We start from the raw sequence: 355 nt of genomic DNA, 5'->3' as shown, positions 1-355 counted from the left end.
GATAATTCATCCGTGCCGTACAGTGCAGCCGGATGATGAACCGTGCCGTACTACTAAACATCCTCATCATGAAAACCAAGCAATGTAACGAACTGCCAGTCATTATGGCAGCTTGTGACGAAGTCTATTTTCGTCGCCACGCCCTCGGATTTTGCAAGTCTGCAATATCGTCCGGCCACGATGTCCTGATCGTCGTCAGCCCTATACCGGGGCCGGACGTGCAGACACGCGCAAAAGCTTTGGCAGACCGGCTATTCCCGCGCTTCAGGAAGAAATTTAATGATGAGGAGTTGCGGAGCCTCAAACTGATCTGCGTTCACGATGAGCGTGCAAGCCAGGCGTTTGAGGGCAGGGC

At 53.2% G+C, this 355-nt stretch carries 1 protein-coding gene; it reads left to right on the top strand.

The window, feature by feature from the left end; translation table 11 throughout:
- Positions 1-35: 35 nt before the first annotated feature.
- On the top strand, positions 36-355 hold a 320-nt coding region (locus tag RCF13_RS03185; protein ID WP_308140863.1), incomplete at its 3' end, for a hypothetical protein.

The sequence above is a fragment of the Stenotrophomonas maltophilia group sp. RNC7 genome (assembly GCF_030910085.1).
Taxonomy (GTDB): domain Bacteria; phylum Pseudomonadota; class Gammaproteobacteria; order Xanthomonadales; family Xanthomonadaceae; genus Stenotrophomonas; species Stenotrophomonas sepilia.
Note: the sequence above shows the minus strand (reverse complement) of the source record. Positions and strands in the feature narration are given on the sequence as shown.